17 protein-coding genes and 3 pseudogenes are annotated in these 24,114 nt (G+C 62.0%); 12 read left to right on the top strand and 8 right to left on the bottom strand.

The annotated features are described in order from the left end of the window. Positions 1-11 precede the first annotated feature (11 nt). The 3 genes from EJ072_RS05725 to EJ072_RS05715 all read left to right on the top strand — a co-directional run bounded on the left by EJ072_RS05725 (position 12) and on the right by EJ072_RS05715 (position 2,660). Positions 12-1,229 carry a TrbI/VirB10 family protein gene (locus EJ072_RS05725; protein ID WP_126078925.1) on the top strand — a complete coding sequence of 406 codons (1,218 nt, stop codon included), beginning with the start codon at positions 12-14 and terminating at the stop codon, positions 1,227-1,229. 13 nt (positions 1,230-1,242) lie between these two features. Beyond that, positions 1,243-1,515 (top strand): DUF2274 domain-containing protein, encoded by a 273-nt coding sequence (locus EJ072_RS05720; protein ID WP_095811631.1) that lies wholly within the window; start codon positions 1,243-1,245, stop codon positions 1,513-1,515. A 386-nt stretch (positions 1,516-1,901) separates the two neighbouring features. Beyond that, entirely contained in the window at positions 1,902-2,660 is a 759-nt protein-coding gene (locus EJ072_RS05715; protein WP_095811632.1) for a Crp/Fnr family transcriptional regulator, read from the top strand. Here EJ072_RS05715 and EJ072_RS05710 read toward each other — a convergent pair. Then, positions 2,657-3,052 carry a hemerythrin domain-containing protein gene (locus tag EJ072_RS05710; protein WP_245467339.1) on the bottom strand — a complete coding sequence of 132 codons (396 nt, stop codon included), beginning with the start codon at positions 3,050-3,052 and terminating at the stop codon, positions 2,657-2,659. The two genes, EJ072_RS05715 and EJ072_RS05710, sit on opposite strands and share 4 nt — an antisense overlap. Positions 3,053-3,317: 265 nt before the next feature. Between EJ072_RS05710 and ccoN the strand changes: the two genes are divergently transcribed. From ccoN to ccoS, 8 genes are all read left to right on the top strand, one after another. Beyond that, positions 3,318-4,925 (top strand): cytochrome-c oxidase, cbb3-type subunit I, encoded by a 1,608-nt coding sequence (gene ccoN / locus EJ072_RS05705; protein ID WP_126078924.1) that lies wholly within the window; start codon positions 3,318-3,320, stop codon positions 4,923-4,925. Positions 4,926-4,936: 11 nt separating this feature from the next. After that, a complete protein-coding gene (gene ccoO, locus EJ072_RS05700; RefSeq protein ID WP_095811635.1) occupies positions 4,937-5,668 on the top strand; it encodes a cytochrome-c oxidase, cbb3-type subunit II in 732 nt (243 codons plus the stop codon). 10 nt (positions 5,669-5,678) lie between these two features. Further along, the gene (locus EJ072_RS05695; protein ID WP_095811725.1) at positions 5,679-5,834 is read left to right on the top strand and encodes a cbb3-type cytochrome c oxidase subunit 3; all 156 of its coding nucleotides are present in this window, start codon (positions 5,679-5,681) and stop codon (positions 5,832-5,834) included. Beyond that, positions 5,831-6,694: a cytochrome-c oxidase, cbb3-type subunit III gene (gene ccoP / locus EJ072_RS05690; RefSeq protein ID WP_126078923.1), complete on the top strand. Its 864-nt coding sequence runs from the start codon at positions 5,831-5,833 to the stop codon at positions 6,692-6,694. Before EJ072_RS05695 ends, ccoP begins: the two co-directional genes overlap by 4 nt. Positions 6,695-6,900: 206 nt before the next feature. Then, a complete protein-coding gene (ccoG, locus tag EJ072_RS05685; RefSeq protein WP_126078922.1) occupies positions 6,901-8,463 on the top strand; it encodes a cytochrome c oxidase accessory protein CcoG in 1,563 nt (520 codons plus the stop codon). Beyond that, a complete protein-coding gene (locus EJ072_RS05680; protein WP_126078921.1) occupies positions 8,460-8,957 on the top strand; it encodes a FixH family protein in 498 nt (165 codons plus the stop codon). The genes ccoG and EJ072_RS05680 overlap by 4 nt, the downstream gene beginning before the upstream one ends. Next, positions 8,954-11,239 carry a cation-translocating P-type ATPase gene (locus EJ072_RS05675; protein ID WP_126078920.1) on the top strand — a complete coding sequence of 762 codons (2,286 nt, stop codon included), beginning with the start codon at positions 8,954-8,956 and terminating at the stop codon, positions 11,237-11,239. Before EJ072_RS05680 ends, EJ072_RS05675 begins: the two co-directional genes overlap by 4 nt. Continuing rightward, on the top strand, positions 11,236-11,391 hold the full coding sequence (ccoS, locus tag EJ072_RS05670) for a cbb3-type cytochrome oxidase assembly protein CcoS (RefSeq protein ID WP_126078919.1): 156 nt from the start codon (positions 11,236-11,238) through the stop codon (positions 11,389-11,391). Before EJ072_RS05675 ends, ccoS begins: the two co-directional genes overlap by 4 nt. Before the next feature lie 329 nt (positions 11,392-11,720). Here the strand turns inward: ccoS and EJ072_RS36540 are convergent. From EJ072_RS36540 to groES, 3 genes and pseudogenes are all read right to left on the bottom strand, one after another. Then, a pseudogene (locus tag EJ072_RS36540) lies at positions 11,721-12,042 on the bottom strand (TSUP family transporter); the annotation flags it as partial. A 119-nt stretch (positions 12,043-12,161) separates the two neighbouring features. Next, positions 12,162-13,817 carry a chaperonin GroEL gene (groL, locus tag EJ072_RS05660; RefSeq protein ID WP_126078918.1) on the bottom strand — a complete coding sequence of 552 codons (1,656 nt, stop codon included), beginning with the start codon at positions 13,815-13,817 and terminating at the stop codon, positions 12,162-12,164. Between the two features lie 63 nt (positions 13,818-13,880). Next, a complete protein-coding gene (groES, locus tag EJ072_RS05655; RefSeq protein WP_095811641.1) occupies positions 13,881-14,177 on the bottom strand; it encodes a co-chaperone GroES in 297 nt (98 codons plus the stop codon). 459 nt (positions 14,178-14,636) lie between these two features. On the opposite strand from groES, the pseudogene EJ072_RS05650 reads away from it, so the two are divergent. Then, a pseudogene (locus EJ072_RS05650) lies at positions 14,637-14,810 on the top strand (IS5/IS1182 family transposase); the annotation flags it as partial. A gap of 551 nt (positions 14,811-15,361) precedes the next feature. Here the strand turns inward: EJ072_RS05650 and xopAD are convergent. From xopAD to EJ072_RS05625, 4 genes and pseudogenes are all read right to left on the bottom strand, one after another. Further along, the gene (gene xopAD / locus EJ072_RS05640) at positions 15,362-21,922 is read right to left on the bottom strand and encodes a XopAD/skwp family type III secretion system effector (RefSeq protein ID WP_126078916.1); all 6,561 of its coding nucleotides are present in this window, start codon (positions 21,920-21,922) and stop codon (positions 15,362-15,364) included. Between the two features lie 13 nt (positions 21,923-21,935). Further along, positions 21,936-22,256 carry a recombinase family protein gene (locus tag EJ072_RS37480; RefSeq protein WP_348639277.1) on the bottom strand — a complete coding sequence of 107 codons (321 nt, stop codon included), beginning with the start codon at positions 22,254-22,256 and terminating at the stop codon, positions 21,936-21,938. A gap of 71 nt (positions 22,257-22,327) precedes the next feature. Beyond that, positions 22,328-23,046 (bottom strand): annotated as a pseudogene (locus EJ072_RS05630) (IS5 family transposase); the annotation flags it as partial. Between the two features lie 174 nt (positions 23,047-23,220). Continuing rightward, positions 23,221-23,607, bottom strand: a complete 387-nt coding sequence (locus tag EJ072_RS05625) for a hypothetical protein (protein WP_126078915.1) — start codon at positions 23,605-23,607, stop codon at positions 23,221-23,223. Positions 23,608-24,114 lie beyond the last annotated feature (507 nt).

The following is a 24,114-nucleotide window of genomic DNA, read 5'->3' as shown; positions in this document are numbered from 1 at the left end:
GGGGAGCACTCATGACCGACAGTTTCCGACCAGATGCACCGCCGAAACTCGATCCCGAGCAGCTGCAGTTGCGGGCTTCTCCTCGCCGCGCGGTGCGGTTCAGGCGCGGCGTGATCGTCGCCATCGCTGCACTTGGGTCTGGCGCAATTCTGGGCGTCACGATGATAGCGCTTCAGGGGACGGCGTTGCGTATCAAAGAGCGGGCGGAAGACCTCTACAACACCGAGCGTAAGCCAACCGCAGAGGGACTTGAAACGCTCCCCAAGGATTATTCCGTAATGAAGCCGAAGCCTCCCGTGCTTGGGCCACCTCTGCCCGGCGATCTCGGCCGCCCCATTCTTGAACGCCAGCGACAGCTTGGCACCGCCCCGGGGCAGGCGGCCTCCGCCGAGGAGCAGCGGCTTGCCCAGCAGGCGATCGAGGCACGTGAGTCGCAAGTGATGTTCCGGATCGAGATCCGGCCCGGGGACACGAAGGTCGCCGACAATGCGCAGGGAGCGCGGCCGCCGTTTGAAGCACCACTTGCGCAACCCGATATGAAAGACGCAAGGGCTTCCGTTGCACCGGCTGAGGGTGATCAGAACAATCAGCAGCGCAAGCTCGACTTCGTCAGCCAGCAGAGCACAAATGGGATCTATAATCCGCACGCGCTGCAGACTCCGGCTTCGCCCCACCAGCTGATGGCCGGCAGCGTGATCGCCGCAAGCCTCATCACCGGGATCAATTCCGACCTGCCTGGCCTCGTGGTTGCACAGGTCACCGAGAATGTGGACGACACAGTCACCGGCAACACCTTGCTCATCCCGCAGGGCTCGCGGCTCATCGGCACCTATGACAGTGTCGTCGCTTTTGGACAGAAGCGCGCGTTGCTAGTCTGGCAGCGCATCGTGATGCCCGACGGGTCGTCGATTGAAATCGACAATCTGCCAGCGACAGATACTGCCGGCTATGCAGGGCTGGAGGACCAGGTGGATTTCCACACCTGGCAGCTGATCAAGGGAGTTGCTCTAGCCACGGTGTTGGGGGTCGGCACCGAGTTGAGCTTTGGGGACAACGAAAGCGATCTGCTCAAGGCAATCCGCGAATCCACTCAGCAGAACGTCAGTCAAGCTGGCCAGCGCATCACCGAAAAAAACCTCAATATTCAACCCACCATTATCGTCCGTCCTGGTTGGCCGCTGCGCGTCATCGTGCACAAGGACATCGTGCTACGACCATACACAAATTGAATAGGAGCCGCTCATGGCGAACCTGAAATTAGGAAAGCTTCCGGACCGGACGCCTTCCAAGATCACCATTACCGTCAGCGCGGGCCTCAGCCAAGCACTGAAGGACTACGCGGCGCTGTACCGTCAGACCTACAATGAGTCCGAGACAGTAGCTGAGCTCATTCCGTTCATGCTGGCCGGCTTCTTGGAAGGCGATCGCGCGTTTGCCAGGGCCAGAAAGGAAAGCTTGCCTGCCGCCGGCATGTCAGAGAAATCGCGACGCGTGTCAGGTTCAGGTTCCGAGTAATCGAAGGCTGAGTAGCGGACGCCGCAATCAGGGGTGCGTCGCTGACATTCAGTGAAAGAATGGCCCGAACAATCCAAGCTCCCGGGCGGACACAAACTGGAGCCCTGCCTGCGGGTTCCGGCGGGCCTCCTCTGCCATGCGACCCCCTATTGGGAAATACACGGCTCGTCACAGGATCATAAGTGGCGCCATATGTCTCGCCAAGCCTGGCAGCTAATTCCGGTCTCATTTGGTGGTCCGTGGTTTTTGCCTCCCCGGAAGTCTGGACTCGGTCGAAGAGTCAAAGCCCTGATTTCGGTCAGCCTCCAGGACGGACAAACTGCCGCAAGGATTTCTCTGCCATCGCTTGCTATCCTGCCGAACTTGGGATCGATGGCGCGAGCGTAATGACAGTACAGCAGGACATTCACAGTTCCGGCATTCCCGTTCTTTGCCTGTCTTGCGCCGCACGGCATCGCGGGATCTGTGGTGCGCTCGATCGAAACCATTTGGTTGGGCTCGCCAAGACTTCGTCTCGGCACAAAATCGAGCCGGGGGTCGAACTGATCGCCGACGCCGCGGCTGTCGACAGCTATTCAAACATGCTTTCAGGCGTTGTGAAGCTGACGAAGTGCCTTTCGGACGGCCGCCAGCAGATTGTCGGTCTTCGGTTCGCACCGGATTTTCTGGGCCGGCCCTTCAAGGTGAAAAGCACGATCAATGTGCAAGCGGCAACCTCCGTCTCGCTGTGCTCGTTTCCGAAGGCGGCCGTTGAACGGATAATGAAGGAATCACCGGAACTCCAGCTTCGCTTGCTCAAGCAGACGCTGAACGAACTCGACGAGGCACTTGAATGGATGGTGACGCTCGGGCGCAAGACCGCACCTGAGAAGGTGGCGAGCTTTCTCCTCATGATCGCCCAGAATATGGATTCCAGTATCGACCCGGCGGCTAGGTCCTCATGCTTCGACCTGCCCCTGACACGTGCCGACATCTCTGATTTCCTTGGACTGACGAACGAGACCGTGAGCCGCCAGCTTACGCGATTGCGGGCTGACGGCGTGATCCGGATCAAGAACAACCGCCATGTAACGGTGGACAGCATGAGCCGGCTGGAGCAGCGCTGCGGCGGCCGAGGCTCGCGGCAACCGGCCTTTGAGACCTAAGCGCCTACGTCGCTTATTGCGATCCGCGGCAGGACGTGCTCGCGTTCGAAAGCGATGTGTCGCCGCAAGCCTTCGAAGAAGCCTCGTAGCATGAACCCGACAGCTTCCGGACTCTCTATCGGATTACCATGACCTATCGCTAGGAGCGTTTCGGCCACCTCGCTAGCGAAGCATTGATCCTCAAGGTGCTCGACGCGCAACCGGCTGGTGGAGGCAAGTTTGGCCTCGGCCGGCGTCAACTGCGCCTCATACGCAGGGAAAATCACCGTCTCCTGAAGCCCATGAATGTCACGGAGCAGCGGAACGATTTTCTTGGCCGTTCCAAGACATTTGAGGCGGTCGACGTTCGGCAGTGCATCGGCAATGCTTTCCAGCGAGTCGCAGAGATTCAGCTACTCCCGATGGGCACGCTTCATGACCTCGCCCGGAATCGCCTCTGTGCCGGCCCGACGCGAGGAAGCTGCACTTGTCCATGAGTGGGGTGGCCCGTGCTGCGTCTCCTTGTTCAAATCGCCACCTTCTGATTCACCGAACTCGATGCTGCCCGAAGCAAAATCGTGCGGCTCTGACATGGATCAGGGCGAGCAGGCGGCAACTAGGGAATTAATGCATCGCGGATTTAGCGTCGCGCATTGGAATCCTGGTCGGGGACATGTCATGAAATTCGGCACGGAGATCATCCTTTTAAGCCTGTTTGCCTTTGCGGCCCTGGTGGCTGCCGGCTTCGGCGTAGAAGGGCCCTTCCGCCAGCACATGTGGGTTTTGTTCTTCGCACTGACTGGCTTCACCGCGATCTTGCTGCGTAATTGGGATTTCAAGCCCGCGGCGCCGAACCGCTCCGCCTACATGGATGGTCCGCTCCGCTATGGGGCCATCGCAACGGTGTTTTGGGGTATCGTCGGCATGCTGGTCGGCGTCATTATCGCGCTTCAACTCGCCTTCCCCGACCTTAACATCCCACCCTGGTTCAATTTCGGCCGTTTGCGCCCGCTGCACACATCGGGAGTCGTCTTCGCCTTCGGCGGCAACGCACTGCTTTGCACATCGCTGTATGTTGTCCAGCGCACCTGCCGCGCCCGGCTGTTTGGCGGCAATCTGGCCTGGTCTGTGTTCTGGGGTTACCAGCTGTTTATCGTCATGGCCGCGACCGGCTACCTGCTCGGCATCACCGAGGGCCGGGAATATGCCGAACCCGAATGGTATGTGGACCTCTTGCTGACCATCGTCTGGGTCGCCTATCTCATCGTGTTCCTCGGCACCATCCTGAAGCGCAAGGAACCGCATATCTACGTCGCCAACTGGTTCTATCTATCCTTCATCGTGACCATCGCGATGCTGCATGTGGTCAACAACCTGTCGATGCCGGCCTCTTTCCTCGGCTCGAAGAGCTACTCCGCCTTCTCCGGCGTCCAGGACGCCTTGACGCAATGGTGGTATGGCCACAATGCGGTCGGCTTCTTCCTGACGGCCGGCTTCCTCGGCATGATGTATTATTTCGTGCCCAAGCAGGCGAGCCGGCCGGTCTATTCCTACCGGCTGTCGATCATCCACTTCTGGGCGATCATTTTTCTCTACATCTGGGCCGGCCCGCACCACCTGCATTACACCGCCTTACCCGACTGGGCGCAGACGCTCGGGATGGTGTTCTCGATCATGCTGTGGATGCCATCATGGGGCGGCATGATCAACGGCCTGATGACGCTGTCGGGCGCCTGGGACAAGCTGCGCACTGATCCGATCATCCGCATGATGGTGATGGCAGTCGCCTTCTACGGCATGTCGACCTTCGAGGGTCCGATTATGTCGATCAAGACGGTCAATTCGCTGTCGCACTACACGGACTGGACCATCGGGCACGTCCACTCCGGCGCGCTCGGCTGGGTCGGCATGATCTCGTTCGGCGCGATCTACTACATGGTGCCGAAACTGTGGAACCGTGACCGACTCTATTCGCTGCGGCTCGTCACCTGGCATTTCTGGCTGGCAACGCTGGGTATCGTCGTCTACGCGGCGGTGATGTGGGTTTCCGGCATAATGCAGGGCCTCATGTGGCGCGAATACGACGAGCAGGGGTTCCTCGTCTACTCCTTCGCCGAAACCGTCGCGGCCATGCATCCCTACTACGTCATGCGTGCCATCGGCGGTGCGATGTACCTCTCCGGTGCCCTGATCATGGCCTGGAACATCACCATGACCATCCTCGGATACCAGCGCGAAGAACAGCCATTGCCGGGTTCCGAGCCCGCCCTCCGGCCTGCCGAATAGGGAGCCAGACAATGGGCTTGATCGACAAACACGCGATCATCGAGAAGAACGCCACGCTTCTCCTCGTTGGCTCGCTGCTCGTGGTGACTGTCGGCGGCATCGTCGAGATAGCGCCGCTCTTCTATCTCGACAACACAATCGAGAAGGTCGATGGCATGCGGCCCTACTCGCCGCTCGAACTCGCCGGACGCAACATCTACGTGCGCGAGGGCTGCTATCTCTGCCATAGCCAGATGATCCGGCCATTCCGCGATGAAGTCGAGCGTTATGGCCACTACAGCCTGGCGGCAGAGTCCATGTACGACCACCCGTTCCAGTGGGGGTCCAAGCGGACGGGACCCGATCTCGCGCGCGTCGGCGACCGCTACTCCAACAGCTGGCATGTCCAGCATCTCAGCGACCCGCGCTCCGTCGTGCCGGAGTCGATCATGCCCAACTATGCCTTTCTGAAAGACAAACCGATAGAGGTGAAGGACTTCTCGACGCATCTCATCGCCAACCGGCGCGTCGGCGTCCCCTACTCCGATGACATGATCGCCAATGCCAATGTCGACCTGATGGCGCAGGCCGACCCGAATGCCGACAGCTCCGGCCTCGAGAAACGCTATCCGAAAGCCAAGGTCGGCGACCTGGACGGTAACCCGCAGCAGGTGACCGAGATGGATGCCCTCGTCGCGTATCTGCAAATGCTGGGAACACTGGTCGATTTCAAGACCTATGACGATGCAGCCGGCTACCGCTGAGGGGGACGCGATGAGCTATGATTTGATGCGGGAATTCGCCGACAGCTGGGGTCTGCTTGCCATGGCGCTCTTCTTCGTCGGCAGCATTGCCTTTGCCTTGCGTCCAGGCGGCAAAACACAGGCCGAGCGAGCCGCCCAGATTCCACTCAAGGGCGACCGATCATGAGCGATGAGCACATCGACGAAGTCTCGGGCATCTCAACGACCGGTCATGAATGGGACGGGATAAGGGAGCTCAACCACCCATTGCCCCGATGGTGGGTGATAACCTTCTACATCACTGTCGGTTGGGCGGTGGCTTATACAATGGCGTATCCGGCTTGGCCCATGCTGTATTCTGCGACCAAGGGTGTGCTTGGGTATTCCAGCCGCAACGATGTCAAGAATGAACTGGCGGCGGCGGAAGCGGCGAAAGGCAAATACGCCGCGGCGGTGGAGTCGAAAAGCGTCGCTGAAATTACCTCGGACTATGCCTTGCGCGAATTCGCGGTCGCGGCCGGCGGCGCCGCATTCAAGGTCAACTGCACGCAGTGCCATGGCTCCGGCGCCGAAGGGTCGAAAGGTTTTCCAAACCTGAACGACGATGACTGGCTGTGGGGCGGCACGACCGAGCAGATCCAGCAAACGATCGCGCATGGCATCCGCTTCGCGTCAGATCCGGACACGCGCCTGTCGGAAATGCCGGCCTTCGGCGACGTCATCACCGCCGATCAGATCGCACAGGTGAGCGCCTACGTTGCCAGCCTGTCCGGCAAGGTCCGCGATGCAAGCCTTATTGAACCCGGCGCCAGGATCTTCGCCGAAAACTGCGTCGCCTGTCACGGCGACAATGCGAAAGGCAACAAGGAACTCGGCGCACCCGACCTGACGGACGCGATCTGGCTCTACGGGTCCGGCGAGACAGCCGTCGCCGTCCAGGTCCGTGCGCCGAAGCACGGCGTCATGCCGGCGTGGATCGGGCGTCTCGGCGAGACCAAGGTTAAGGAACTTGCGGTTTATGTTCATTCGCTTGGCGGCGGAGAATAGGAACGGAAGCCTATTCTCAGCCCTCCCCCGCCAAGCGACGAGGCCCGGCTTTGCCGGGCCTCGACACCATTCCGGCATGGGGCGATTGACCCTGCAAGGTGGCGCGGCCCCATTCGGCGAAGGGCTCGCTGCAGACCGGACGCCTGTCGACGCAGACAAGTCCGTCGCACAACGATGTCATAGGTCGCGGGCAAGTGGAGATACAGGTGCCGGATAAAACGCAGATGGAGCGGCTCGAGGCAAAGGTGGTTAACTCCGCCAAGACAACACGACAGCCGCTCTATGCACCGCGCAAGAAAATCTTCCCCAAGCGCGCCTCGGGTAGCTTCCGCCGCTTCAAGTGGCTGGTGATGGCCATCACGCTGGGCATCTACTATCTGACACCCTGGCTGCGCTGGAATCGAGGTCCGTTCGCTCCTGATCAGGCCGTGCTGATAGATCTTGCCAACCGCCGCTTCTACTTCTTCTTCGTCGAGATATGGCCGCAGGAATTCTACTATGTCGCCGGCCTTCTGGTGATGGCCGGCATCGGCCTCTTCCTGATCACGTCCACCGTCGGCCGCGCATGGTGCGGCTATATCTGCCCGCAGACTGTATGGGTCGATCTGTTCGTGGTGGTGGAGCGGGCAATCGAAGGCGATCGCAACGCCCGCATAAAGCTCGACGCCGGCCCATGGACGGTGCGCAAACTGGTACTGCGCCTAGCGAAGCACGCCATCTGGCTGGTCATAGCGGCAGCCACCGGCGGCGCTTGGATCCTCTATTTCGCCGACGCGCCAACGCTGATCAGCGAGGTATTCACCGGCACCACCGCACCGGTCGCCTACGTCACCATAGCGGTGCTGACAACGACCACCTACACGTTCGGCGGGCTGATGCGCGAGCAAGTCTGCACCTACATGTGCCCGTGGCCGCGCATCCAGGCTGTCATGCTCGACGAGAATTCGCTCACAGTAACCTACAATGACTGGCGCGGCGAACCTCGTTCGAGGCACGCCAAGAAGGCCCACGCGGCGGGGCAGCGGGTCGGCGACTGCATCGATTGCAACGCCTGTGTCGCGGTGTGCCCGATGGGGATCGACATTCGCGAAGGCCAGCAGCTCGAATGCATTACCTGCGCGTTGTGTATCGACGCCTGCGACCGCGTCATGGACAAGCTCGGCAAGGAGCGTGGGCTGATCTCCTACGCGACGCTCTTCGATTACAACGCCAACATGACGCTGGCGACGTCAGGCGGCTCCAGTTCGATCAATCCGTCGCTGGTCAGGACTGCTGTCGGCACCTTCTGCGATCAGGTGGTGTATTTTCACATTCGCAAGATCTTTCGGCCGCGCACTTACGTCTACATGGGCCTGTGGTCGCTGATCGGGCTGGGCCTGCTCTATTCGCTGCTGACGCGCGATCGGCTCGAACTGAACGTGCTGCATGACCGCAATCCACAGTTCGTCACGCTGTCCGACGGTTCGATCCGCAACGGCTATACCGTCAAACTGCTCAACATGATCCCCGAGCCAAGGACAATAATTGTCGCGATGCAGGGCTTGCAGGGAGCCGAAATGAGCGTCGTCGGCAGTGATCTGCCGCCAGACCGCTTCTTCGGCATCGCGGTCGAACCCGACCGGCTGAAGATGCTGAAAGTTTTCGTGCGCCAGCCAGCGGGTGAGGTGCGGCATCCTGCACAAACCTTCAAGTTCCGGGTCGAGGACAAGGCGAACTTCGAATCGGACGAATACACGGCCACCTTCAACGCACCGGAGATCGCCAGATGAGCACCAATACGCAAAAGACGCGCGAGTTCACCGGCAGGCACATGCTGCTCACCATTCTCGGCTTTTTCGGCGTGGTCATCGCCGTCAACCTGACCATGGCGACGCTCGCCAGCAAAAGCTGGACCGGCCTTGTCGTCGAGAACACCTATGTGGCCAGTCAGCAATTCAACAAAAAGGCCAAGGAAGGGCGCGCGCAGGCGGCACTCGGCTGGACCGGCAACCTGACGATCGCTCGGAGTGAGGTCCGCTACAGCTTGAGTGATGCCACCGGCAAGCCGGTGACCTTGCATGGCGTGAAGATACTGTTTCGTCATCCCGCTTATGAGGCCGAGGACAAGTGCATCACTCTTGCCCTTGCTTCGGCTCAGGAGTTTGCAGCACGGGACGTGCCCAAGGATGGCGTCTGGATCGTCGAAGTCGATGCCGACGCCGGTCTCGCCGAGCTCTATCGCGACATTCGCCGGATCATGATTTCGCAAGGAGCGCTGCAATGAGCTGCTGTGCACCCGGCGCGGAACTGGCGCTGGATTTGACCGGTACCACATCGGTCCTGCCGTCTGGCCAGGAGATCAGGTTGGCGAGCCGCTTTGTTGGCGATGGTCTTCGCCAGACCGACCTTTCGGTTCCGACGGTTCATTGCGCAGCCTGCATCCAGACGATCGAGAAGGCGTTGGGAAATCTCGATCGCGTCGAGAGCGCCCGCGTCAACCTGTCGACGAAACGGGTCTCGGTCAGGTGGCGTGGTGACGAGGTGCCACCGTTCGTCCGCGCGCTTGGACGGCTAGGCTATCAGGTGCATCTGTTCGACCCCGAGGTCGGCGGCAAAAACAAGACACTATCCGAACTGATCCGCGCGGTCGCGGTTGCTGGTTTTGCGACGGGCAACATCATGCTGCTTTCGGTCTCGGTCTCGGTCTGGTCCGGCGCCGAAGGCGCGACCCGCGACTTATTCCACTGGGTCTCTGCGCTGATCGCGATCCCGGCGCTTGCCTTCGCCGGGGGCATTTTCTTCCGCTCGGCCTGGAACGCGCTGCGCCACGGCCGCATGAACATGGATGTGCCGATCGCGGTCGGGATGTCGCTCGCCTACGCCATGAGCCTCTATGAGACGATCAATCACGGCGATCACGCCTATTTCGACGCGTCGGTATCGCTGCTGTTCTTCCTGTTAATCGGCCGTACGCTGGATCATGTCATGCGCGAGCGGGCCCGAACCGCCGTCAACGGCCTGTCGCAGCTGGCGGCGCGTGGTGCCATGGTGCTGCGCGGCGAGGGCGCGCGCGACTATCTGCCGGTTGCCGAGATCGAACCGGGAATGCAGCTGCTCATCGCAGCGGGCGAAAGGATTCCTGTCGACGGAAAGATCATTCGGGGATCATCTGATCTCGACTGCTCCCTGGTCTCCGGCGAAAGCACGCCCAGAAACGTGGCGCCAGGCATCCCCGTGCAGGCTGGGGTACTTAACCTTACCGGCTCGCTCACGATTGAGGCGACAGCCGCCGCGAAGGACTCGTTCCTGGCGGAGATGGTTCGATTGATGGAGGCGGCGGAGGGCGGCCGCTCGCCCTATCGACGCATCGCCGATCGCGTCTCCGCCCTCTATGCGCCGGTGGTCCATCTCACAGCTTTAATAACATTCATCGGTTGGATGGTTGCGGTTGGCGACTGGCACCTGGCAATGACGACTGCAATTGCCGTTCTCATCATCACGTGTCCATGTGCGCTCGGCCTCGCGGTGCCGATCGTGCAGGTGGTCGCGGCGCGGCGTCTGTTCGAAAGCGGCATCATGGTGAAGGACGGTTCGGCCATGGAGCGCCTGGCGACGATCGATACGGCGGTGTTCGACAAGACCGGAACGCTCACGCTCGGACAGCCCCGGCTCGTCAATGCGTCGTCGATCGACCCGGCCGTGCTGGCAATCGCCGCCGATATGGCCGCGCATTCGCGTCATCCGTTTTCAAAGGCCGTAGCCGGGTTTGCCGCTGCTGGCGGGCAGCACAAGTTCGATGCCGTCACAGAGCATCCGGGGTTTGGAATCGAAGCCACTGTCACTGGAAGTATCTGGCGACTGGGCCGGCGCGGGTGGGCTAGATGGAAGGCCCTAACCGATAGCGAAAGTGGGCATGGCGGAACAGTCCTGACGAAAGACGGCGGCATTGTCGCATCCTTCGTTTTCGAGGATGCGTTGCGGCCCGATGCCCGGGCCGGCTTGGCGCAGTTGAATGATGCCGGGGTCTCGGTCGAAATGCTGTCGGGCGATACCGCAGACGCCTGTGGCGATGTCGCAAGAATATTGGGAATCGACCGTTTTGTTTCGGCGCTGCTGCCGTCCGGGAAGGCTGAGCGGATCGAAGTGCTGACCAAGGCCGGCCATAAGGTCCTGATGGTGGGCGACGGGCTCAACGACAGCCCAGCGCTGGGCGCGGCGCACGTCTCGATCGCTCCAGCCACCGCCGCCCATGTCGGCCGCAACGCCGCCGATTTCGTGTTCCTGCGTGAAAGCCTTTCGGCGGTACCCCTTGCGCTGGACGTCTCGCAGAAGGCAAGGCGGCTGATCCGCCAGAACATAGCAATCGCGATCATCTACAACGCCGTTGCCGTTCCGCTCGCCATCCTCGGCCATGTCACACCGGTGATCGCGGCAGTCGCGATGTCCGCCTCATCGCTGCTGGTGATCGGAAACGCGCTGAGGCTGCACCGCTTTATGCCCGCCGAGCTGACAAGGGCTTCTTCGGCAACGCGTTCCGGCATACGCTCATCAGCGCGGCCGTCATGACGACACTCATCTACCTCATACCAGTCGCGCTATCTTTGGGCGCACTGGGGCTGTCTGGCTTCCTATGGGCGTTGAGAAGTGGCCAATATGAAGATCTTGATGGAGCCGTTGAGCGCATCCTCATCGACCAGGACGACAAGCCGGGACGCTGAGCCAGATCGCTGTCCCGACGCTGTGCGCATGCCGGCCATCAGCCAACACGGAAGAACGATTGAGGCTCCGCAACCAGCTAAACCACCCGTGACGTAGGTTTGTGAAAAGCCCCGTCGCTCGAAGGACTGCGTCGCCGGTTCCTCCCCACCAAAACAAATCGGGCTAGACCAAGTCCCTCACGCTCGCGCTTCTTGCACCCACCTATTCCCCCTAATCGATCTTTGCCTCGGGCGACCAAAATCCCGGGACTTCCCGGTTTGGTCGGTAGAATAGCTGAAAGTACCGCAGAGACTTTGGCTATTGATGTCGTGTGGGACCTCTTTCGATCAACAGCGAGATAGGTCTTATCATAGGGTTTCACTATGACGTCGAACGAGGTGAGCACGAAGACTTCAAGGCATCCGCCGAGAATGCCGAACGTGCGAGCGGCCAGAACAGCTTCCGGCCGAAATTGCGGTGGTAGTGATGCGCCGTGCCGGAAGCGGCCGTGGTGAATATTTCCGCCGCGTGCACCGCGGCGGAAGCCTGCGCCGGCGGAACACCGAAGGAGAGCAGCACGGTGGAGGAGATCGGGCCCTAGTCCATGCCTAATGCGCCGTCAACCGCCTCGGCGGGAAGCCGACCATGGCGAACAGAATGAAGTCAGTCATTGGTGTCCGCAGTGAATGTGCCGCCGTATGTAGCCTTGTGGATGGGCGATCGGCTTGGCTCCGCGTCAGAGAAAGGGCGGCATCGCTGCCGCCCTCGAGATTGTTGAGGTGCGTGGACCTTAGAAATCCATACCGCCCATACCACCCATGCCGCCGCCGGGCATGCCGCCAGGCATGCCCCCGCCAGCCGACTCCTTCTTCGGAGACTCGGCGATCATGGCTTCGGTGGTGACGAGCAGGCCGGCGACCGACGCCGCGTCCTGGAGAGCGGTGCGAACGACCTTGACCGGGTCGACAATGCCCATGACGATCATGTCGCCATACTCGCCGGTCTGGGCGTTGAAGCCGAAGGTAGCGCCCTTGTTCTCCAGGATCTTGCCGGCAACGATCGAAGCCTCGGCACCGGCGTTGGCCGCGATCTGACGGGCCGGAGCCTGCAGCGCGCGACGAACGATGGCGATGCCGGCGGTCTGGTCGGAGTTGGCGCCGTTGACAGTGAGGGCCAGCGAAGCGCGCAGCAGCGCGACGCCGCCGCCGGGAACGATGCCTTCTTCCACGGCCGCCCGGGTCGCGTTCAGAGCGTCGTCAACGCGGTCCTTCTTTTCCTTGACCTCGACCTCGGTCGCGCCGCCGACGCGGATCACGGCAACGCCGCCGGCGAGCTTCGCCAGACGCTCCTGCAGCTTCTCCTTGTCGTAGTCCGAGGTGGTCTCCTCGATCTGCTGCTTGATCTGGGCGACGCGGCCCTGGATTTCTTCTTTCTTGCCAGCACCGTCGACGATGGTGGTGTTTTCCTTCGAGATCGACACCTTCTTGGCACGGCCGAGCATGTTGAGGCCGACATTCTCGAGCTTGATGCCGAGGTCTTCCGAGATGACCTGGCCGCCGGTCAGGATGGCGATGTCTTCCAGCATGGCCTTGCGGCGGTCGCCGAAGCCCGGAGCCTTGACGGCGGCGATCTTCAGGCCGCCGCGCAGCTTGTTGACGACCAGCGTGGCCAGGGCCTCGCCTTCGACGTCTTCCGAGATGATGAGCAGCGGCTTCGAGGCTTGTACGACGGCTTCCAGCACCGGCAGCATGGCCTGCAGGTTGGAGAGCTTCTTCTCGTGCAGCAGGATGTAGGCGTCTTCCAGATCGGCGACCATCTTGTCGGCGTTGGTGACGAAGTAGGGCGAGAGATAGCCGCGGTCGAACTGCATGCCTTCGACGACTTCCAGCTCGGTCTCGGCGGTCTTGGCTTCCTCGACGGTGATGACGCCTTCGTTGCCGACCTTCTGCATCGCTTCCGCGATCATCTTGCCGACCGACTCGTCACCATTGCCGGCGATGGTGCCGACCTGGGCAACTTCCTCGGAGGTCTTGATCTTCTTGGCGGCCTTGCCGAGAGCGGCGACGACTTCACCGACGGCGAGGTCGATGCCGCGCTTGAGGTCCATCGGGTTCATGCCGGCGGAAACGGCCTTGTTGCCTTCCTGAACGATCGCCTGGGCGAGAACGGTGGCGGTGGTCGTGCCGTCGCCGGCGATGTCGTTGGTCTTCGAAGCGACTTCACGCACCATCTGGGCGCCCATGTTCTCGAACTTGTCCTCAAGCTCGATCTCCTTGGCGACGGTGACGCCGTCCTTGGTGATGCGCGGGGCGCCGAACGACTTGTCGATGACGACGTTGCGGCCCTTGGGGCCCAGCGTGACCTTCACCGCGTCGGCGAGGATGTTGACACCGCGCAGCATGCGCTCACGGGCGTCGCGGGAGAATTTTACGTCTTTTGCAGCCATGGTTAAGCTCCTGACAGGGGCTCGGGAAGAGCCCGAAAACTCAATTGATGGAGAGGCCGATGATCAGCCGATGATGCCCATGATGTCGGATTCCTTCATGATCAGAAGGTCTTCGCCATTGAGCTTGACTTCAGTGCCCGACCACTTGCCGAACAGGATGCGGTCGCCGGCCGTGACGTCCAGCGGCACGAGCTTGCCGGCTTCGTCACGGGCGCCGGAGCCGACGGCGATGATCTCGCCTTCCTGCGGCTTCTCCTTCGCCGTATCCGGGATGATGATCCCGCCCGCGGTCTTGGATTCGGATTCGACCCGACGAACGACCACGCGGTCATGCAGCGGCCGGAAATTCGACTTTGCCATTTTGGATATCCCTGGTGCGGAGGTTGAAAGGTTCTTCGTTGCCGGAGCCCGGTTAGCACTCGCCAGCGGGAAGTGCTAACCTTGCGGTGAGATAGGCTGTAGGTTCGTGCTGGTCAAGACGGATGAGCGGACAGCCGAAGAGCAAAAAGACTTGGAATCGACACGAAAGCCTGGCCTTCATTACGCGCGATCCCACTGCATAAGCGCGTTTTCGGCCGTCAGCTCGGGGCTGACTTTTGTGTCTTATTTGGAATGTGAAATTATGTGAAATTAACGGCCGAGCCGTCGGCGGCATCCATGAACTTGGGGTGGCAACGAGCGCCTCATCGCTTCGGCAGGCTCTTGCAGAGCACATTGGAATGTCTTTTTCTGAGGACGATGTTCCACCGGCAGCTTGCGCGGGTGCGCCAGCCGGACGAGCCTGCGCCAGATCGGGACGACCGACCCGTATGCTTGGAGAAATGGCAGGTCTCCAACGGTTATGGCAAACGCTCGCTGGTCGAGACCGCCATAGGGCGATACAAGTCCGCCATCGGGCGGCGTTTGCGGGCACGGTCGCTTCCCGTTCAGAAGACCGAAGTCGCCATCGGCTGCGCCGTCCTCAACCGCATGCTTGCCTGCGCACGCCCCGAAATCCGCCCGCCGCAAGGCGGCCACGGCATAGTCTGCCGCTTCAAAGATCGACATCCGATCAAGTCCGGACCCCATGCACCAACGCCTCGTTCATGGCGTATCGCTCTCTTTGAGAGGTTCTGGCAGGCTTCATCACCCGCCTCGATACGCCGCTCTCCTCAAACCGTCATCACCCAGTTTCCGCCATAGCTCCGGGAAGACACCAGCGATGCCGCAATGGCAGCCGTTGTCCGAAGGAACGCCACAAGCGTTGACGGCACTCATCGTGCGGCTGCTGGTGGACCCACGTCAACGGCGAGCGCCTCCAGTCGAAAGGGAGCGAAGGCGACAGGATCCGGTCGGGTGGCTCATTGCAGCATTTCGTGTCGATCTTCTCCGCCGTCCGAAACCTCTTCGTCCCATCCCAGACCAACCGCCCCGCGGCACAAATTCGAACCCATCGACCCCAGGCAATGGCCGCGTGGGAAGCCGTGAGTGCACGCCCCGCCTGAAAAGCGCAGGCTCGGCCTCACCTGGCCACATTTAAACAACGTGACAATGCCGCTAAAAGCTTAGCGACCTCGACTTGAGCGTTCTCTGCTTCTCATGGAAGACGCTAAATCCGCTCGTGCGTCACTGCCGGCTAGCAAAGGCTGCGGGGCGGCGGTGAGGGAGTCGAGGGGCGGCGGGCGTTCCGCTTCACCCAATGTTGCCGCCGGCGCCTGGATGGTTTCCACGACGCCCTCCCCGCAATTGGGATGATCACCGTGCAAGCACTGCGCTGTTGGGGACATGCTGGTGGCGGTGCCGGAAGCACGGGAGACATGTGATATCTCGGCAGCTGGCAATGCGGCTTTTCTGTCGCTGCCCAACGTTTCCCAATCTTCGATCTCCTCGCACCCCGGCGGCGAAGCCACGCGACTGAAGGCCTCCTGCGCGGGTGCCTGCAGTTCCCTCTGATCAGCCAGTGGAGCGCCCTTCATCTCCAGCGCATGTTTGCGCTTGTATAGATCATGGAATTGCTCCTTGAGCGCGAAGGTCTGCGGTGTATGGAACTGGATTTCCCAGAGCGCGCCTTTGGGACTGCGCAACGTGACGTTGACTGCCTTGAATGCCTGCCTGTGCTTCGTAAACGTGTTGGTCAACTTGACGCGCACATGCCCCTGATCGTCCAGCGAGGCCAGCACGCCACGCAGGCCGACGGTGAAGTCCTCCGGATTCAGTGCCACGCTGTAGCGCAGCGCGTCGTTTACGCCGGCCGTCGCTTCTTCCAGGGTCTGCTTTTTCAAAGCCATCTGCTGCTTGAGCTTTTCCTTCAGCGAGCCGTGCGACTTCAGTTGATGCTGTGTTCCCACCAGTCGCCCACCATAGGGCTGGGCCGCACGCTTCAGCATATCGGTGACCACGGGCTCCATATCGCGGGCGCGTGTCAGCAGGGATACGGCGTTAAGCGTGATGTCCTCGGTCCTTATGTCGCGCAGGCGCTCGACCGGTGGCGGTGGCGGACCGATCAGGCCCGCCTGCTGCAGCGCGTGCAGCGCATCCTGCATCACACCCGCGGCCATTGTGGGCATGTGCTGCAGGAGCCCCTTGGTCTGCTCAGCATCAAATCTTCCATCGTGCATGGCCCGGGCTGTCGCCTTGCTGTACGGCACCACGCGCACCCGCTCGGCGAACCCCCGCTCGGATCGTTCGCACGCCTCCACGATCTTGGCGAACAGCGCCGTGCCGGTGTCGGATTTCAGCGCATCGGTGCCTACCTTGATCGCAATGGTGAAAAGGTTGCGCATGGTCAGTTCCGGCTCGCCGGGGATGAGCCCCGGTTGTCCGGCAGGGAATTGCGCATGTGAGAGCCTGCACACAGGGTAGTTGTCGAGGATGGCGTGGATACGTGCCTCAGCAGAAGGCGCAGCAACGTACGCCTTGGCGAGGTTCGGGAAGGCCTCCGCCAGCGCATCGGGCAGCTGCGGCACGTCAGCGGAGGACACCCGCGGGTCAAGGCGAAACAGTTGCGCGTGCAGGAGTTGGGCGGCTTCACGCGCCTCAGGCATGTGGGCGCGTTCAATCGCATCGCCCGCATCGGCGCGTAGTTTCGCCAACACCTGTGGATCGCGGGCGTCACCTTCGAGTACCTCACGCAAGCCGGTGCGCAGATCGCGCTCAATGCCATCGTAGGTGCCGAACATCATGTTGCGCGCCATCGCCTCGCGTAATTGGTCGGGTTGCGCCATGAAGCGCGCCGCCAGGGTGCTGGCAGCGCCCATGATCTGACCGCCACGCCGCAGCGACATGATCTCGGACAGCCGCCCGGCCTTGTAATGACCGGTCTCACCATCAATGGCCGGCGTGGCCGTCTTCGGCGGCTTGAAGGACTGCGGCTGGCCGCGCCTGTCCTCACGATCGGCCATCTCGCGCGCGATCAGCGCCGCCAGCCTGGGGTAGCCCGCGTACACGAACGCGTCGTCGCCGTCGGTATCCATGTTGCGCTTGCGCAGCTCCCGAATCGGCAGTGCGCCCATGCGCCCGGGCTCCACGATGTCCTTTAGCCGCAGGCTGCCGGTGCTGAGCATGTCACGCGGCACGGCACTGCGGTCGCGCCCGGCCGTCCAGCACGACAGCGTCTTGAGGTCCTCCTTGGAGCAGACCAGGTCTGTGTTCACAAAATCGGCCGGCCAGTTCTTCTCCGGCACGATGATAAGCATGCCTTTGCTGTGCAGCATCTGGGCATCGTCGCCCGATCGGTCGTCGAATCCGGTGTAGCTGTACTGAATGCCGAAGGATTGCGAGAGGAACTCGGCGGTGGCATCCCCCTTCGCCACGGTCGCCACGCGTTCCTCTGGCACCGGTAGCAGATTCTCTTTGTCGTAGGGTGGCTTGCCGATCAGCAAGGGGCCGCCTGCGGCGTCGAAGGCCTGGCTGCGCTCGCGCGGCAGATGCACCTTGTCGTCGGCGGAGGGCACCGCCCGGACTCGCTGGCCCTGGTAGCCGCCACTGGTGGCCAGCTCGAATAGCGTGAGTTGGCTGAGCTCTGGCGGCAGCCCCTCAAGCCGGTGCCGCATCGCCTCATGCGCCTCCTGCAGCGCCGCCTCGTCGCGCGGGAAGTGCTGTAGCGCCTGCGGTGCCAGCCGCGTGGGGCCCTTGTCGTTTGCCAGAAGGTCACGCTGCTCTTCGCTGGCCTGACCAGCCTGCACTGCTTGCCAAGCATCATAGTGCTTGCGGAAGGCGGGGATGCACAAGGCTACCTCTAACTTTAAAAATCCGCAGCCATCGTTGGGGCACAGCGCCAGGGGCCGTCCGTCCACTGCCAAGGGTTTGAACGGGTGTGCAGGACCGCTGACGTCTTCAAAGAATCCCAGACGCAGTGTGCCCTCAATAACGTGATCGCTCGGTACCATCTCCAGTAGTGAACGCTGCATGCGCGACCAGTCTTCGCGCTGCGGGGCAAGCTTGGCGACGAGCGTCATCAAGCTACTGCCCGGCGTGGTGTCGGCGTAGCGAATTGCCGGCAGCAGCGACGGCGCCGCGGATGTGCCGGACAACAGCTGGGCGGGGCGGCTCATGTTGCCGCGCGTGGCGCGGCTGCCGCCGAACAAGTCGAAGCGCCAGGGCTCACCCTGATAGTTGAACGTACGCGCGAGCATGAACGTCGAAATCGCCCCGGGCAGCTGGACCTCCACCAGCGGCAGACCCGTCAGCCGCGCAAACAGCGAGTACTGCTGGTTCGTCTCAGTCGCATTGTTCGATACCTCCTTGCCCTGCAAGTCGACCACAAGATGGTTCGTGCTGCCGTTGCCGGGTGCCGGCACACGAGGCTGGCCGGGAACCGAGTGCATGCTCAAGCGCCCAACGTCCAGGTCGAAGCTGGTCGGTGGGTGGGCCTGAGTAATCGTCGGCGCCTCCTTCGCCATGCGCAGATCCAGGGCGTCAAACGTCTGGTCACCGGCCTCGATCTGCGCGATCAGGTTCCAGCTCATCTCGCCGAGGTCCGCCTCGATGGCCTCGCGCGTACGCTCCAGCGTCCGGTCCACCCATGTCGCCAGTTGGTCGCGGCGCTGGCGCAGTTCCTGGTGAGTGCCTTCGACGTGGCGCGGCTTCCATTGCCGGGACACCATGCTGTAGGCCTTGAGTACCTGGAAAAAGGTCAGTGCCGGGCATCGCGTTGCGTGCTGATCAATGTCGGTCGAAGACTGCGAATCACCGTCGGTCAGGTACAAGTCGATCTTGCGCTCGACGATAGGCTGCAACGTGTTGAACACCCGTAACGCGTGGCCCCGATGGCGAGAGTTCAGCTCCGGACTGCGAATCAACGGCAACAGTCCCATGCATAGGTTGCCGATACCCTCGAGGTTGGTCTCACGTAATCTGCCGTCCCCCACAAGGACCGAAACCCGCTCCAGCGCGGGCCGTGCCAGCGGACGCATCTGGCGATGAAGCCGCGCCGCTGCAAGGGCCTTGAAGAGCATCCCAATCTCCGGGACCGAGGCGGACTCAAAACGCTCGCGGTGCAACTCCAGGTGCCCGGCTATCGCCTGCAGCTTGGCGCCACCCAAGGTCTGGAGCTGTTCCTCGTCAGGGTGCAGCAGGCGGGACATCGCGTTGGCCACCATGGCGATCTCACCCATCTCGAACTGCTGCCATGGAAGTTCGGCCAAGCCTGCGCGCTCTGCGAGCAACAGCCCTGCTGTTTGGCACGCCGGCCTTCCGAGACATCTGCTAAGCGCATTGAGCGACACGCCCACCTGTTGCGCATCCATGGCTTGTCGCAGATCGTGGTCCTTAGCCAGCCGGCTGGCCAAGACGTCGATGGCATTCTCGCAGTTCGCACGTCGAGGCCATTTGCTCAGGGCGTTGAGCCCGGTGGCGACTTCTTGCGCGTTGAGGGTGTTGCGCAATGTGGGCTCGTCGACCAGCCGCCCGGCCAGTGCTTTGGCGGCCTCCGCACAGACGGCCGTGTCGGGCCATTTGCTCAGGGCGTTGAGCGCGCTGGCGACTTCTTGCGCGTTGAGGGTGTTGCGCAATGTGGGCTCGTCGACCAGCCGCCCGGCCAGTGCTTTGGCGGCCTCCGCACAGACCGCCGTGTCTGGCCATTTGCTCAGGGCGTTGAGCGCGGTGGCGACTTCTTGCGCGTTGAGGGTGTTGCGCAATGTGGGCTCGTCGACCAGCCGCCCGGCCAGTGCTTTGGCGGCCTCCGCACAGACCGCCGTGTCGGGCCATTTGCTCAGGGCGTTGAGCGCGTTGGCCACGCCTTGCGGGTCCAGGGCCTTGCGCAACCCGGGCTCGTCGGCCAGCCGCCCGGTCAGTGCTTTGGCGGCCTCCGCACAGACCGCCGTGTCGGGCCATTTGCTCAGGGCGTTGAGCGCGCTGGCCACGCCTAGTGGTTCCAGGGCCTTGCGCAACCCGGGCTCGTCGGCCAGCCCCCCGGCCAGTGCTTTGGCGGCCTCCGCACAGACCGCCGTGTCGGGCCATTTGCTCAGGGCGTTGAGCGCGTTGGCCACGCCTTGCGGGTCCAGGGCCTTGCGCAACCGGGGCTCGTCGGCCAGCCGCCCGGTCAGTGCTTTGGCGGCCTCCGCACAGACCGCCGTGTCGGGCCATTTGCTCAGGGCGTTGAGCGCGGTGGCCACGCCTTGCGGGTCCAGGGCCTTGCGCAACCGGGGCTCGTCGGCCAGCCGCCCGGTCAGTGCTTTGGCGGCCTCCGCACAGACCGCCGTGTCGGGCCATTTGCTCAGGGCGTTGAGCGCGTTGGCCACGCCTAGTGGTTCCAGGGCCTTGCGCAACCCGGGCTCGTCGACCAGCCGCCCGGCCAGTGCTTTGGCGGCCTCCGCACAGACCGCCGTGTCGGGCCATTTGCTCAGGGCGTTAAGCGTGTTCGCGACGCTCTGCGCATCCATCGCATGACGCAGGCGGCTTCCGCTGGCGAGAAGCGCGGCGAGCGAGTGCGCCATGGACTGGCAGTCCGGGTTATCGAACCACTTGCTGAAGGTATTGAGTGCCAGGCCGATGTCCTTCGAGTCCAGAGACTGTCGGGCCTGGTCGTCACGTTGCAGGTAACGTGCCAAACGAGCCACCGCGCGTTTACACCTGCCACTGTTGATGTTCTTGGCGAAGGCGTTCAGGAGTAGGACTGACGGGTAGCCACGCAGCCCCGATAGATCATCGGCCTGCTCGAGCTGTCCGGCGATCCACGCGATTGCATCCATGCACGCTTGCTGGTTCGGGTGCTTGCTCAGCTTGTTGCCCACATGAGCCAGCTGCTTCAGCGATACACCTTCGAACCACCCGGTCTCGCAGAGATACTGCGCCGCGAGCGCGGTGCAACGATCGAGATCGCGGTGCGTTATGCCTGCCCCCGTGGCCCGCCTCGCATTGACAATCATCTGAAGGTACTTGTCGAGCCGCTCTGCGTTGGTTTGCGCGTTGACGCTCCCTTCCAGGAAGGGCAATGCCAACCCGCCAGCGATGCGATGCGCCAGCTCGTTGTCCTTTGCCATGGACACGCACAGGCCGGCGTTATGGTTCTGAGCTATTCGGCTCAATTGTCGCTGATACCGCTCTCGCTCTGCCTGCAGCCTTTTTTTTGCCGCCGGGCCCAGCTGATGTTCGGCCAGGCGGAGATCCGCCGCCGTCAACTCCAAGCGATGCATCGGTCGCTTTCGCTGCCTGTACGGCTCTTCCCGCAGTCGTTTTCCTGCGGTCCGGTCGGACTGTTGTTCCGTCAGGCGAAGATCTGCCGTCGCCTCCAGACCATACGTTGGTCGTTGTGGCCCACGATGCGACGACGAAACGCTACCGTCAGCGGGCATTCTGTCCGGGCGCCGCTCGGGCGCGGTACCGCGTCGTTCGGTGGGATCATCGCGCCGGTGCGAGTGGGTGACCGCGTGTTGGCGAACGAGACTGTCCCATGCGCCTTCGCTGGCTACGCTTCGCGGATTCACAGACAAGGGTTGGCCGCGTCGTGTCGACGTCCCAGGTTCATCCGGCTCTATCCGCCGCCGTTTGGCCGGCGGCCGTCCAAGTGATTGATGGTTGCCCCTGGTGCTGGCTGCTGCCTCATCCTCTGTTGGCCTGGGCTGTTCCTCTTGAGAGTGAGGCCAGTTTGTAAGCAACGAGTTTGGATTGTCGTTAGAGGTTTTCATGCCTGAACTTTAGTCAATCCGCCTGCCAGCGGCCTGCTCGATACGAAGCCTTGAATCGCCCAGCTTTTGGCCCGTGCGCACCAAATTCACGATCTCCTGCTCTTGGCGCGCCTTGAGCTTGGGGCGGCGCCCCGCCAATGCGGCCATCCTTTCGTGCGGCGTCCAGACCATATTTTGTGCGTTCACGCAACTTGGCGCGCTCGAATTCGGCGAACGCTCCTACAACTGCATCATCATGCCCTCTTCCGGCGACGTGGTGTCGATCGCTTCCGTCAAACTCTGAAAGCCTGCACCGACGTACTGGATCTTCTCCATCAACGTGGCGTTGGTGCATGGGTCCGGACTTGAGGGATGTCGATCTTTGAAGCGGCAGACTATGCCGTGGCCGCCTTGCGGCGGGCGGATTTCGGGGCGTGCGCAGGCAAGCATGCGGTTGAGGACGGCGCAGCCGATGGCGACTTCGGTCTTCTGAACGGGAAGCGACCGTGCCCGCAAACGCCGCCCGATGGTGGACTTGTATCGCCCTATGGCGGTCTCGACCAGCGAGCGTTTGCCATAACCGTTGGAGACCTGCCATTTCATCCGGCCGTCTCTGCCGATTGCGGCGATATGCTGGTCCCTTTGGCCGGAAGGTCTATCGTCGAATGGTTCGACCGCGTTGACGCGAGGCGGAATGACGATTGCGGCGGCAGCGCTATGATCGATGACTGCGTCGTAAGTCGGTTTTCCGTCATAGGCGTCGTCAGCAGTAAACTGTCCGATCGGACCGCCAATCTGGTCGAGTAGTGGCTCAACTTGAGAGACATCGCCTGATCAGTCAGGGTATGGGCAATGATCTCGCCGCTGTCGGCATCCAGTGCCAGATGCAGCTTGCGCCAACTGCGACGGGATCTGGCGCCGTGGTTCTCCTTGAGCCACTGACCCGCGCCGTAGACCTGCACGCCGGTGCTGCCGACAAGAACATGCACTGGTCCCTCCGGCGGAACCTGGCGATCATGCCGTTTGTTGGGCGATTGCCATGTCCGCGCCCGACGGCTCAGGGTGGTATGATCGGGGACAGCGAGCGCCAGCCCCATCAGTTGCAGCACCGATTCCAGCAAGCCTTCTGCCTGGCGCAGCCGCAGGCATGGCCGCTCGATCCGCTCGCCAAGTCTGGGTCAAACGCATACGGCTCGCTGCAATCGTTCTAGCGCTGGTCGCCGCGGTTCTTGTGGTCGCAGTCTTCAGTGTGTTGCCGCACTGAATTGAGCCTATTCCGCGAAGGCCTGACGAAGGTTCATGGGCAAGGCGTCGAGCTTCTAACAGGGAATCTGGATTACCGAGGTTCCGTGCGGACCTCCTTTTCGATCGGATACCTTTTGGACATCTCGTGCGGCCTTGGCAGCATCGTCAATGCCACACCAGAATCTCATCAGATTAACTTGTTGTGTCGGCCATGGTCCGGAAGAAAAATCCCTATTAAACTGATCGGTGGAATATTCAGCAATTATTGAACCTTTACATTTATCCGGGTAATCAAAGGCGCCGTCGTCGGCCGGGTTCTGGGTATCACGGTCAGCCGGGATGCCGTGCGGAAACGACAGGAGCGGCGTAGCCCACGTCCAGAAGGAATGCAGGACAGAAAAGGTCAAGCCAGCGAGAGCGGCCGACGCCGCAAAGATCGCGAACCGGATCGTCTGGGCCATTTTTTCGTCGCTTGCGCCTCTGGGCGACTTGGCCCGGGTGCTGCGTTTCCCAAAGCTCAACGTCTCGTGCTGGTTCGATGGCAGTGAGCTCGTCGCGATCGAGCACTGGGGCTATCGCCGGCCGCAGTGGTGCATGAAGCACAGGCCAGCCGACTGGCAACCGCTGCCCGACGTCTATCGGCTCGAGCGGGAGCGCGCAGCAGGAAGCGCTCGACCGGGTGCGCATCGCCGTGCAGGCGCGAATGGTTGCCCAAATTCAGGCCGCCGGCAGGAGCGCGCCGGACGCTTCAGCGGTGTAGGACAGCGGCGAGAGGAACTCACGCCAATGTGAGTTGCCGCTGCAGCGAGGAACCCCGTTTCTGTCTCATGCGCTCGTCGACGTTTTTCATGTTGGTGCTCGCAACCCTGTCAGTGGCCGTCAAGCCTCCCATGGCTGGAGCGGCAGGATTGGCGTTCATACAGCCGGCTGGTACCTTATGGCAGACACCATCGGTGCTTAGGGCCGTG

Source organism: Mesorhizobium sp. M2A.F.Ca.ET.046.03.2.1 (assembly GCF_003952425.1).
In the GTDB taxonomy this organism is placed as follows: Bacteria; Pseudomonadota; Alphaproteobacteria; order Rhizobiales; family Rhizobiaceae; genus Mesorhizobium.
The sequence above is the reverse complement of the archived record's forward strand: the minus strand, read 5'-3'. Positions and strand labels throughout refer to the sequence as shown.

Coding starts and splice junctions, on each gene's coding strand:
- EJ072_RS05725 (WP_126078925.1), top strand. CDS start 12: ATGACCGACAGTTTCCGACCAGATGCACCGCCGAAACTCGATCCCGAG.
- EJ072_RS05720 (WP_095811631.1), top strand. CDS start 1,243: ATGGCGAACCTGAAATTAGGAAAGCTTCCGGACCGGACGCCTTCCAAG.
- EJ072_RS05715 (WP_095811632.1), top strand. CDS start 1,902: ATGACAGTACAGCAGGACATTCACAGTTCCGGCATTCCCGTTCTTTGC.
- ccoN (WP_126078924.1), top strand. CDS start 3,318: ATGAAATTCGGCACGGAGATCATCCTTTTAAGCCTGTTTGCCTTTGCG.
- ccoO (WP_095811635.1), top strand. CDS start 4,937: ATGGGCTTGATCGACAAACACGCGATCATCGAGAAGAACGCCACGCTT.
- EJ072_RS05695 (WP_095811725.1), top strand. CDS start 5,679: ATGAGCTATGATTTGATGCGGGAATTCGCCGACAGCTGGGGTCTGCTT.
- ccoP (WP_126078923.1), top strand. CDS start 5,831: ATGAGCGATGAGCACATCGACGAAGTCTCGGGCATCTCAACGACCGGT.
- EJ072_RS05680 (WP_126078921.1), top strand. CDS start 8,460: ATGAGCACCAATACGCAAAAGACGCGCGAGTTCACCGGCAGGCACATG.
- EJ072_RS05675 (WP_126078920.1), top strand. CDS start 8,954: ATGAGCTGCTGTGCACCCGGCGCGGAACTGGCGCTGGATTTGACCGGT.
- ccoS (WP_126078919.1), top strand. CDS start 11,236: ATGACGACACTCATCTACCTCATACCAGTCGCGCTATCTTTGGGCGCA.
- groL (WP_126078918.1), bottom strand. CDS start 13,817: ATGGCTGCAAAAGACGTAAAATTCTCCCGCGACGCCCGTGAGCGCATG.
- groES (WP_095811641.1), bottom strand. CDS start 14,177: ATGGCAAAGTCGAATTTCCGGCCGCTGCATGACCGCGTGGTCGTTCGT.
- xopAD (WP_126078916.1), bottom strand. CDS start 21,922: ATGAAAACCTCTAACGACAATCCAAACTCGTTGCTTACAAACTGGCCT.
- EJ072_RS37480 (WP_348639277.1), bottom strand. CDS start 22,256: ATGCACCAACGCCACGTTGATGGAGAAGATCCAGTACGTCGGTGCAGG.
- EJ072_RS05625 (WP_126078915.1), bottom strand. CDS start 23,607: ATGGCCCAGACGATCCGGTTCGCGATCTTTGCGGCGTCGGCCGCTCTC.